The sequence below is a fragment of the Chitinophaga ginsengisoli genome (assembly GCF_003014595.1).
Classification (GTDB): Bacteria; Bacteroidota; Bacteroidia; order Chitinophagales; family Chitinophagaceae; genus Chitinophaga; species Chitinophaga ginsengisoli.
The window spans coordinates 23,821-35,695 of record NZ_PYGK01000002.1; the positions used below are offsets into that span (position 1 = coordinate 23,821).

An 11,875-nucleotide genomic window follows, 5' to 3' on the forward strand; every position below is an offset into this window, starting at 1 on the left:
AAAACAGGGGCGATTGAGCCCGCCCCTGCAACGTTTGGGCTATACAGGCAATAAATAATCCGCTGAAGATCAATTATCACTCTCACCCAAACACTGCAAATCTATGCAATTGTATGATTATGTGGAAGCCACCGGCATGCCCGGGCTTTTACCAACCAAAATTGAACATCGCAGCATAGCAAAGAAAGTGACGCTATTCCCTATGCGCAAAATTCTCCTGGTTATGAAAATGATCACTATTTTATTGACAATCGCCTGTCTGCAGGTAAGCGCTGCCAGCTATGCACAAAAGCTGAGCTTATCTGCAAAAGACCGTCCGCTGGAAGAAGTGTTCAGGGAAATTAAAGAGAAAACCGGTTACCTGTTCTTCTACAACATCGGCATGCTGAAAAATGCCCAGAGAGTGAACATACAGGTGGAAAACAGTGATCTGCGCTATGTACTGGATCTCATCTTCAAAAAACAACCTTTCACTTACGAGATCGTGAATAAAACAGTGGTGATAAAGCCACGGCAGACAGACCTCCTGATGGTAGTACCTGCTGAAGCACCTGCTGGTAACGTTTCCGGTCGGGTAACAGACGAAAAGGGGAATCCCCTGCCTGGCGTATCTGTACAGGTAAAGGGCAGTTCGAAAGGTACACAGACCAACGCCAATGGAGAATATCAGCTGACCGGATTAGCCGACAATGCCGTATTGATATTCCGCTATATCGGCTTTCAGCCACAGGAGATACCGGTAAACGGGCGTAACAACATTGCTGTTACGCTTACATCCGGCGCACTGGGCCTGGGTGATGTGGTAGTAGTTGGGTATGGTAAACAATCACGCCAAAACCTTATCAGCGCTGTCAATACAGTAAAAGCAGATGAACTGAACAAAGGCGCTATTACAGACGTAGGCCAGTTGCTGCAGGGTAAGGTACCCGGATTGAACGTTTCAGCCAGCGGTGACCCGAATACTGTAGCTGCCGTGGTACTACGTGGTGCTTCCACACTGAATGCCTCCCAGGGGCCCTTCTATGTGATTGATGGTATCCCGGGCGCAGATATCTCTATCATTGCGCCGGATGATATCGCTTCTGTAGATGTACTGAAAGATGCTGCCGCCACGGCCATCTATGGTAACCGCGCTGCCAACGGCGTGATCATGGTTACGACCAAAAGAGGGAAAAAAGGACAAATGCAGGTGTCTTACAGTGGATATGCCGGTATGGAAAAAGTATCCAACAACCTGAAGATGATGAATGCAGAAGAACTGCGTAGTTTCCTTACAAAGAACGGACAGTCCTTCTCACCGGCAGACGACAAAGGCGCTAGTACTGACTGGCAGAAATCCATACAGAGAAGCACCGCTGTATCGCATAACCACAACCTCTCCCTGAGCGGAGGTACTGACCATAGCACCTATCTGGCAAGTCTGAACTATACCAAGAAAGAAGGTATCCTGCTGAACAGCGACCTGGAACGCGTTATTGCACGTTTGCAGGTGGAACAGTATGCATTGAACGACAGGGTTAAATTTGGCATCAATGTGATGAACTCCAACAGCAATGCCAATGATATCCCTTACCGCAATGTGGTACTGCTGCAATCTGCCTTGCACCTGCCAGTGTCACCTATTAAAAATGCAGATGGTTCCTGGTTCGAGAACTTCGCCACACAAGGCTACTACAATCCTGTTGCTATGATGAACAACAGCCAGATGAACACCAAATACAACAATCTGGTAGGTAGCTTCACCACACAGGTAAAACTGCCATTCGGATTTACATACGATATTAACCTTTCTTATATTGGTTTCACCTCACTACACGGTGAATACTACAACAAATATTTCACATCAAATTATAACAGCATGTATGATAACCCCAATCCCGGATTGGGCTTTCATGCACCGCAGACCTTCGGCCAGAACGGACAGGCCACCAGGAACTCTTATCAGAACACATCAAAGATCCTGGAAACTTTCCTGACCTGGGATAAGACATTCGGACGGCATGTCATCAACATGGTATTGGGCTATTCCTGGCAGAATAACAAAATAGGCGATGGATTCCAGGCAACTACCAGCAATTTCCCTGTAGATAATATCAGTTATAATAACCTGGCCCTGAGTAATCCCTATGCCGTATCCGGCTTCCAGGTAGGATTCGGTCCTGATGGCGTTTACCAGGAGAACAGGCTGATCTCCAATTTTGCCCGTTTAAACTATAACTACGGCGATAAATACCTCGTACAGGCATCTGTGAGAAGAGACGGGAGTTCCGTATTCGGCACCAACAACCAATGGGGTTATTTCCCATCTGTAGGTCTTGCATGGCGACTAAGCCAGGAGAACTTCATGAAGGATGTTACCGCCCTGAGCGATGTGAAACTGAGAGCCAGCTATGGCGTAACAGGTAATGCATCCGGTTTTAACGCTTATACTTCCCGCTTCATCTCCGGTACCCTGGGTACGTATTATTATAACGGAATGTCCATCGCTGCCGGCGGTCCCGTACAGGCTGCCAATCCGAACCTGAAATGGGAAAAGACGGCCACTTCCAACATCGGTGTAGACTTCGGCATCCTGAAGAATAAGCTCAACGTTTCTGTGGATGTCTATAACAAGAAGACAACCGGTATGATCTATTCTTACAGAGTAGACCCTATCCTTGTGCCTACAGGCACGATCGTTGCCAATGGCGGTAGCATGCGTAACAAAGGGATTGAAGTAAGCCTGAGTGCCACACCAGTACAAACCAAGCACTTCAGCTGGACCAGCAGCCTGAATCTGGCACACAACCAGAACAAGATCACCAGTCTTACGAACCCGCTCTTTGCAGGAGGCGACTCTGTACTGCTGGCCTTCCCTGAAGGCGCCGGTCAGTCCAGCCACTCTTTGCAGATACTGAAAGAAGGCAAGCCGCTGGGACAATTCTTTTCACTGGTTTATGCCGGCAAAGATGCTAACGGCGTTTCTCAGTTCGTAGGAGGAGATGGTAAGCTGACGACCACTCCCGTTATTGGTACAGACTATCATTACATCGGTAATGCACAACCTAAATTGCTGATGGGATGGGCCAACAACTTCCATTACCATCAATGGGATCTGAGCATCTTCCTGAGAGGTGTATTCGGCAACAAAATATTCAATGCCACCAGGGCTGATCTGTTCAGACCTGCTACTGCCCAGTATACCAACATCCTGAAAGATGCAGCCAATGAAAGCGTGGCTGACTTCAACGCATATCTCTATTCCGACCGTTTTGTTGAAAGCGGCAGTTATGTGCGGTTTGACAATGCCACCCTTGCTTACAATTTCAAAAACATAGGCCCATATATTAAGGGAATCAGGTTATACGTAACCGCTAATAACCTTTTTGTCATTACAGGATTTAAAGGCGTAGACCCTGAAGTGAACCAGGGAGGCCTCGCACCGGGTGTAGATTATAATAACTTCTACCCTAAGACACGCACCTTCCTGTTTGGCGCAAACATATCCCTGTAAGTGAACAAGTAAAAATCTTCATTATGAAAAAACTACTTCAATATATAAGCATTCCGTTGCTGATGAGCGTATTGGGAGCCTGTTATAAACTGGAGGTGCCTATCACAACTGAGTTAACGCCGGATGTATTCCCGAGGGACAGTGCACAATTTGTGGCTGCTTCCGGCCCCGCCTATGTCGCTTTAAGAGGCAATATTTCCGTGGAATATTTCTTCCTGCAGACACTCTCCACCGACGAAGCTATCTTCCCTGCTAAAGGAGGTAACTGGTATAATGGCGCTGAATTGCAGCAATTACACTATCACACCTGGACGAAAGATAATGGGCTGGTAAACGGAAACTGGACCTGGCTTTCTACTATTATCGGAACAGTGAACCAGACACTGGCGATCCTGGGTAAAAATGAACCGGAAGGATCCTTTAAACAGACCAATCTTGCAGAACTGAGGATGATCCGTGCGCTGGCCTATTTCATGATGATGGACAACTACGGTAACGTACCTATTGATACAGTGAACGGCGACTTTGCACCGAAGCCGAATGTTCCCCGCGCCCAGGTATTCAACTTCGTGGAACAGGAGATTAAAGCCTGTATCCCCTACCTCGGCACAGATCCGGTTGCTACCTACGGCAGGGCCAATAAATGGATGGCTTATACCTTACTGGCAAAAATGTACCTGAATGCCCAAATTTATACGGGCACTGAAAGGAATAATGACTGTATCGCCGCCTGCGATAATGTGATACAATCAAATCAATACGCGATTGAGCCTAAAAGCACCTACCTGCAGATGTTCTATCCTAATAACGGGCCTCAGATGAAGGAGTTTATCTTCGCCATACCTTTTGATCCTTCATGGGCGAATACGTTTCCTTTCAGAAGCCAGAACCTGCATGCACGCTATGATATTCCAAGGGGACTGGCGCAACAGAAATATCATCTTCCCTTTACTCCGGATGCTGCTATCTGCACCCTGCCTGAATACTATGCAAATTTCAACGATCCTGGCGATGTCAGGAACAAGCAATGGCTCACTGGTCTGCAGTACCTGGACGATGGCGTAACACCCGCTACCGTTACCACTACCAAGAAAGGTTATGATCAGTTCTATACCGGTGCGGATGGTTCAGCTCCTTTCACTTACCAGATCGATCTGAAGCCGGAAGTGACCCTCCGCCAGGATGTAGCTTCCTTTGATGTAGGCAACGATGAGATTGCCTGGAATATGGGTTATCGTAACATCAAGATCTTCCCCGACGCTACATCCCTGAACAGGAACCAGAAAAATGATATTCCGTTCTTCCGCTACTCAGACGTCATCCTGATGAAGGCAGAAGCTATCCTCCGCGGAGGAGCGCCAACACTGGGTCATACCGCGCTGACACTGGTGAACCAGCTAAGAGCAGAGCGTAGTACATCACCGGCATGGGGTGCTGTGACGCTGGATGATATCTATGCCGAAAGAGCCCGTGAATTTGCCTGGGAATCCTGGCACAGGAATGATGTGATCCGCTTTGGCAAGTATGAAGGAAAATGGGGATTCAAAACAGATGCAGATCCTAATAAACGCATCTTCCCCATTCCTACCACCGCCTTTCAGCTGAATCCTGTGCTTACACAGAATCCAGGATATCCGCAGTAATAATATACTATAGAATGAATTACACCCGGCTTTATTACGCCGGGTGTAATATTTATCGGCAAGTGTTTAACTTCACGACGGCAACCAATTTTTCAGTCTCATTTTACCATCAGCTAATGAAGATCTCTTTCACGGCCAAAGCACGCCAACACTGGTATTATATCGCCTTGTTCCTTTCTATTTGCCTCTATACCAATGCAACTGCACAGCTTAACAAAGCGGAAGCTACTTCCCTGATCAGGAGAATACTGCCGGAAAAGGCAACTGCTTTCACCGTGGAAGCATTACCACCGCAATCGGACAAAGATGCTTTTGAAATAGAAAGCAGTAAGGGAAAGATCATTTTAAGGGGCAATAACGGCGTCGCAATAGCGGCCGCCTTGTACCATTACCTGGGTGAATATGCCCATTGCCAGATCACATGGAATGGTACTAACCTGCACCTTCCCGATCGCCTGCCTGCGGTACCACAGAAGGTGCAACTGCATACGCCCTACCAATACCGCTACTACCTGAACTACTGTACGTTCAATTATTCCATGAGCTGGTGGAACTGGGAACGCTGGGAAAAGGAAATAGACTGGATGGCCTTACATGGCATTAATATGCCGCTGGCCATCACCGGAGAAGAATATACCTGGTACCTGGTCTATAAAGACCTGGGATTCAGCGATGCGGAATTACAGGACTTCTTTAGTGGCCCTGCCTATTTCGGCTGGTTCTGGATGGGTAACCTCGATGGCTGGGGTGGTCCCCTGCCCCTCAGCTGGATGAAAAGTCATCATGCCTTACAGGTAAAGATCCTGCAAAGGGAAAGGGCGCTGGGCATGAAGCCTGTATTGCCAGCCTTTACCGGCCATGTGCCTGTAGCTTTCAGAAAGAAATTCCCTGCCGCAAAACTCATCACTACCAACTGGAAGAACGGCTTCGCCGATACCCAGATCCTCGATGCGGCTGATCCGCTCTTCGCTGTACTTGGTAAACAGTTCCTGGAAAAACAAACACAGTTGTTTGGCACGGATCATTTATACTCTGCGGATACTTTCAATGAAAACGAACCTCCCTCCGATGATCCAGCCTTCCTCTCCGGATTGAGCGCGCGGATCTATGAAGGCATGAAACAGGCCGATACAGCCGCTGTATGGGTCATGCAGGGATGGCTGTTCTATAGCGACCGTAAGTTCTGGAAAGCGCCACAGGTAGAGGCACTGCTGAAAGCTGTACCCAATAATAAGATGATCCTGCTGGACCTGGCCGCTGAAATTGAACCGGTATGGAAAAGAACGGATGCCTTTTACGGCAAGCCCTGGATATGGAATATGCTGAACAACTTCGGTGGCAATGTCAACCTCTTCGGAAGAATGGAGGGCGCAGCTTCCGGCCCTGCATTGGCTTTAAATGATACCAACTCCGGCAACATGGCCGGCATTGGTCTTACCATGGAAGCGATTGAACAGAATCCGGTGTTGTATGAACTGATGATGGAACATACCTGGCGCTCCCAGCCTATACAGCTCGATGAATGGCTGCATAAATATATCCGCAACCGTTATCGCAGCGAGAACACAGACCTGATCAAGGCCTGGGATATCCTAAAACATACCGTCTACAACGGGCAGTCTATCAGGGATGGTGCGGAATCCATTATTACCGGCCGTCCTACATTCGATTCCGCTGCGGAATGGACACGTACCCGTCTCAATTATCTACCGCACGAACTGCTGCCTGCGTGGGACCTTTTCATCAAAGCTGCAGCAGCGGGAGTCAATACGGACGGCTTCCGTTACGACCTCGTGGATGTTAGCCGACAGGTACTGGCTAACTATGCATTACCCCTGCAACAGCGTTGGGTGCGTGCCTTCCGGGAAAAAGACAGTGCCGCCTTCCGCGTGTACAGCAGCCGGTACCTCGCACTGATCAGTGATCTGGATACCCTCCTGTCCACACGCAAAGACTTCCTGCTGGGACCATGGCTGGCTACCGCCCGCAGTTGGGGAAATAATCCCGCTGAGAAAGCATTGTATGAACGTAATGCCCGCGATCTGATCACTTTATGGGGCGACGCTAACAGTCCTTTGCACGAATATGCCAACCGCCAGTGGAGTGGTTTGCTAAACGACTTCTACAAACCACGCTGGTCACAGTTCCTTGATATGTTACAGCATTCACTGCAAACGGGAGCAACACCCGACCTGCCAGCATTCGACAAGCAGATACGTACCTGGGAGTGGCAATGGGTGAACCGTCAGAAAGCATTCCCTGTCCTACCACAAGGTAACAGCATACAAACTGCACGCAGATTATATGACAAATACAGATCAGTAATAGAAGATCCGCTGTAATGTAGCGGATCTTCCATTTCAGGATATCGTTGTTTGCAATTGTTATCGCTCCATCTGTTTATTAACCCTATCATGATTAACAAGAACAGGCTATACGCTCATACCTCCATCTATGACGAAATCAGCCCCTGTAATAAATGAAGCGCTTGTATTGTCAGACAGGTGAAGTACCATCCGCGCCACATCTTCAGCGGTTCCGAGCCTCCGTAAAGGTATTTCAGGGAGGATCATGTTTTTCGCTGTCTCTTCGTCAAAACCCAGTTTCCTGACAATCTCAGTGGCAGTGGGTCCGGGGCTTACGGCATTTACCCTTATTTTCTGTTCACTCAGTTCAATGGCCGCTGTTTTCATTAACATATTCAGCGCCACTTTACTGGCAGAATACACCGCGCTGTTAGGTCTGTGCATACCTGCGCTGTTGGATGATATCATTACCACAGATGCCCCCTCATTCAGGATGGGGATAAACTTCTGTAATGTGAAAAACGCACCCTTGAAGTTAATATTCAGCACTTCATCAAAGTGCTGTTCTGTTGCAGCAATTATAGGGAAGAAAGCAGCAATACCTGCATTGATCACCAGCACGTCTGCCTTTCCATAATCACGTTTTACCTGAGCGACCAGCTGGTCTATCTCCTGCAGATTGGATTGATCCGCCTGCACCGCCACTGCGCCTGTTTCCCGGGCTGCCTGTTCAATGGCGTCTTTACGTCTGCCGGTAATGATCACCTTTGCGCCTCCGGCGATAAATCCCTTTGCCGTTGCCAATCCGATACCGCTATTTCCCCCTGTAACTACTACTACTTTGTTCTCAAAATTTCCCATGTTATTTTTATTTTTCTGAGCAACAAAACTATTTTCCAATGATGTAAATTTGGCATGACTTACATACAGGATAGTACTTACACAAATGTTACTATATGCACAAAATGATACAGGCAGAATGTAAAAAAGCCCAACTGGCAGTTCAGGATACTTTATATGTTGTCAACGGAAAATGGAAGATGGGCCTTTTATCTATCCTGATAAACAATGGCACCAAACGTTTCGGAGAACTGGTACGTGAGGCGGAGATCTCTCCGAGAATACTTTCAAAAGAATTGCAGGAGCTTGAAATGAACCTGCTGATCACCCGCAAAGTCTGCGATACCAAACCTGTAACTGTTGAATACTCAGCTACGCCCTATAGCAAATCATTGATGGAAGTGATTGATGCGATGATCCGCTGGGGTACGACACACAGAGAGATGGTCGCAGCAGCATTCGCAAATGCCTAATCTTCAACACTCTTATAATCCACTTTAACTCACAGTTAATCCAATGAAAAATCTCATCACAACCTTAGTCCTTGTATTGGCCGTTTACCCATCTTTCAGTCAGCAGCGGGCAGCAAGCAACAGTCATCCTGCAAAGCTGGCAGATGGCATCTCCATTGCCTCGCTGACAGAGGAAGGCATCAACGCAGACAAGATAAATATGCTGACTGAGGAGATCAGCAAAAACACCTATCCCAATGTTCACAGCCTGCTGATCAGCCGTCATAACAGGCTGCTGTATGAACATTACTGGCCGGGCGAAGATCAGCACTGGGGCAATCCTGTGGGTATAGTGCCACACGACAGGGACAGTTTGCACGATATCAGAAGCATCTCTAAAAGTATTGTGTCTGCCTGTATAGGGATCGCTATTCAGCAGGGAAAGATCAAAAGCGTTGATCAGAAGGTCCTCAGTTTCTTTCCAGCCTACGCCGCACAGGATACCGGCATGAAATCTGCGCTCACCATCAGACACCTGCTGAGCATGAGCTCCGGCCTCGTGTGGAATGAAGACGTTCCCTACGATAATCCGGAGAACAGTGAAATAAGGATGATCAACAGTCCGGATCCTATAGGATATGTGCTTATTCAGCCGATGGAAGCCGCTCCGGGCAAGCTCTGGAAATACAATGGCGGCACTACCCAGCTGCTGGCAGCGATCATCGAGCGAACCACCGGTAAACCCATAGACCAGTTTGCCCATGAATACCTGTTTAAGCCATTGGGCATCACTTCCTTTCAATGGGTGAAGTATCCGGGTACCACTTTGCCCGCAGCGGCTTCAGGCCTGCGCCTGCGCTCCAGAGACCTCCTGAAGTTCGGGCTGTTGTACAACAACAATGGCCTCTGGCAGGGTAAACAGATCGTTCCTGCGCCATGGGTAAAAGAGTCCTTCCAGCCACAGGTAACACGTCGCGGTGGTGCTTATGGTTACCAGTTCTGGATATGGAATGATACCGTGGACAATAAGCCCGTTCACGTTGTGAATTGCGTCGGCAATGGCGATCAGCGGATCATTTTTGATAAAGAACATGATCTGGTCGTAGTTATTACTGCCGGCAATTACAATAAATGGGATATCAAAGAAAATAGCACAGCTATCATGCAGGACTATATTATTCCGGCGGTGGGGAAATGATTTGCATCAATGGAGAACATACTGAGATGTCTCCTACATTAGCGGTGTAAAACTTTGCGCTTATTGGGAAAAGGCACCGATGTGCCAGAGGATGCCTGACGGATCATGTATAAAACACTCCTTTCCCCAGTCATATGTTCGTATGGGTGTGAGTCGTACACCTTCATATTTAGCGGGCAGGTCCAAGGTCTGCAGTTCATTCCAGAAACGTTCTACGTCTTCCACTTCGAGGAAGATCATTGAATTGTCTACCCAGTCCTGCACGTAGGCCCGTTGGAGATAGAAAGCCAGTTCACCGGTTTCGAAAACAGACATGTCGGGAGATAATACACCCTCATGGAAACCAAGGTCCCTGTAAAAACGACGGGAAAGTTCAAAATCTTTAGCACCGATGAATGGCCGGATCGACATCGCTTTATGTTCCATGATCGTTACTTTTATTGATTGCCTGTAACCAGGCCTGTTAAAGATAATAAAGCCCGGACAAATAGCCCGGGCTTTATTACACCACTCAATTTATCAAGAAAACAGTTAGTAGGATTTCCTGTAACCTGTTATTCCCATCGGAGAACCTGGCAGTGGAAGGAAGTAATTAGCAGCATCTACTTTTGCAGCTGCCCATGTACCGAATTTCGTATTAGCCAGTGCACCGGTACCTTCCTTCACCTGAGCACCTGGATCCAGGTAAATGAAATACTTATCATACATAGGAGATATTGCGTTCTGCGGTCTGATAAAGGCATTTGCATTAACGATCTGCTGACCTGTCTGACCTGTGCTACCATTGATACGCAGGCTGTTTCCCATTGTATACGCAACGGTATTGTTGGTGAACTGTACGATCGCATTTGCGTAACCTCTCATGCTCACACCATCAAGCGCACCATGTGTAAACAGGTTGTTATGGATGATATGTGTAGCACCATTAGCCCCTGTACCATAGAACTGGCAAAGTTCACCCCAACCATCATGTACAAAGTTGTCATGCGTATTGGTATTCATGGTACGTCCGCCGATCAGGATACCGCCATTATGCGCGGAATTCTTCTCCATTGCCCAGTTGGTCACTTCATTATTGTAGATTTCCAACTGATCGATAGCAGCGGTCTGGATACCATCCTTTCCGATATCTTTTACCTTGTTGTTATAAATTTTCACATTCCTCCACATGATAGGCTGTACATACTGATGACTTGTGGTCATTGCAGCTGTAGCGCCATAGTAAGGTGCATTAGCGGTCAGGTCCCAGTAGGTTGCTGTGTGACCGATATACATCGCTTCGTTTGCAGTGTTATGTATCGCCAGATCATGTATCAGCAGATTGTTCATGGTAGTATTTGGATATTGGGTAGAAGCGTCTCCTGTCACCGGATCTGTTTTCGCTACGATACCGTTACCACCGTTCTGGATAGTCAGATTTGCGACTTCGATGTTATCACTCTTGTTACCGATCTGCAGATCATAATAAGCTTCTTTTGCAGCCTGTGTTGACCCACTGATAATAAGCTGTGATTGTCCTGACTGACCACCAAAACGTATATAATGGGAATTCCAGAATACACATCCTACGCTATAAGCACCACCATTCCAGGAGGGATCACCGATTGTTACTGTGCTACCTGCCAGGTTACGAATAGTAATGGGCGCTGATGCACTTCCACTCATATTCACGACCTGCACCGTTTTAAATGTGCCCTTCAGGTTGATGATGTCACCAGGTTTGTAAGTACCTGCTGAGTTGTCAATAATCAGACGACCATAAGCATCAGGAACCAGTGTATATGATTTTCCCGTAGCTGTTGCGGTAACTGCCAGATTATTATCTGTGCCCAGCTTTTCGCTTAAAACGTCTTCTTTCTGACAGCTTGCGGCAGCAAATAGTATGGCCGCTCCAATCATTGATTGGAAAATGTAGTTACGATTCTTCATGTTGTGATTAAGGA

The 11,875-nt window shown here is 47.5% G+C and carries 8 protein-coding genes; 5 read left to right on the forward strand and 3 right to left on the reverse strand.

Translation table 11 applies throughout. The features are described 5' to 3' along the window. Window positions 1-103: 103 nt before the first annotated feature. The 3 genes from CLV42_RS04645 to CLV42_RS04655 all read left to right on the forward strand — a co-directional run bounded on the left by CLV42_RS04645 (window position 104) and on the right by CLV42_RS04655 (window position 7,478). Window positions 104-3,493 (forward strand): TonB-dependent receptor, encoded by a 3,390-nt coding sequence (locus tag CLV42_RS04645; protein WP_245901487.1) that lies wholly within the window; start codon window positions 104-106, stop codon window positions 3,491-3,493. 23 nt (window positions 3,494-3,516) lie between these two features. Beyond that, the gene (locus CLV42_RS04650) at window positions 3,517-5,136 is read left to right on the forward strand and encodes a RagB/SusD family nutrient uptake outer membrane protein (RefSeq protein ID WP_106600739.1); all 1,620 of its coding nucleotides are present in this window, start codon (window positions 3,517-3,519) and stop codon (window positions 5,134-5,136) included. Between the two features lie 116 nt (window positions 5,137-5,252). Next, window positions 5,253-7,478 (forward strand): alpha-N-acetylglucosaminidase, encoded by a 2,226-nt coding sequence (locus CLV42_RS04655; protein ID WP_106600740.1) that lies wholly within the window; start codon window positions 5,253-5,255, stop codon window positions 7,476-7,478. Between the two features lie 90 nt (window positions 7,479-7,568). On the opposite strand, the gene CLV42_RS04660 is transcribed toward CLV42_RS04655, so the two are convergent. Next, window positions 7,569-8,303 (reverse strand): SDR family oxidoreductase, encoded by a 735-nt coding sequence (locus tag CLV42_RS04660; protein ID WP_106600741.1) that lies wholly within the window; start codon window positions 8,301-8,303, stop codon window positions 7,569-7,571. Window positions 8,304-8,398: 95 nt separating this feature from the next. On the opposite strand from CLV42_RS04660, the gene CLV42_RS04665 reads away from it, so the two are divergent. Both CLV42_RS04665 and CLV42_RS04670 read left to right on the forward strand, forming a co-directional pair. Then, entirely contained in the window at window positions 8,399-8,755 is a 357-nt protein-coding gene (locus CLV42_RS04665) for a winged helix-turn-helix transcriptional regulator (protein WP_245901489.1), read from the forward strand. Window positions 8,756-8,798: 43 nt separating this feature from the next. Continuing rightward, window positions 8,799-9,932, forward strand: coding sequence for a serine hydrolase domain-containing protein (locus CLV42_RS04670; protein WP_106600742.1), 1,134 nt, complete (start codon window positions 8,799-8,801; stop codon window positions 9,930-9,932). A gap of 60 nt (window positions 9,933-9,992) precedes the next feature. Here CLV42_RS04670 and CLV42_RS04675 read toward each other — a convergent pair whose 3' ends face one another. Beyond that, complete coding sequence (locus CLV42_RS04675; protein ID WP_106600743.1) at window positions 9,993-10,358, reverse strand: VOC family protein; 366 nt, start codon at window positions 10,356-10,358, stop codon at window positions 9,993-9,995. 105 nt (window positions 10,359-10,463) lie between these two features. Further along, window positions 10,464-11,861, reverse strand: a complete 1,398-nt coding sequence (locus CLV42_RS04680) for a right-handed parallel beta-helix repeat-containing protein (RefSeq protein WP_245901491.1) — start codon at window positions 11,859-11,861, stop codon at window positions 10,464-10,466. Window positions 11,862-11,875 lie beyond the last annotated feature (14 nt).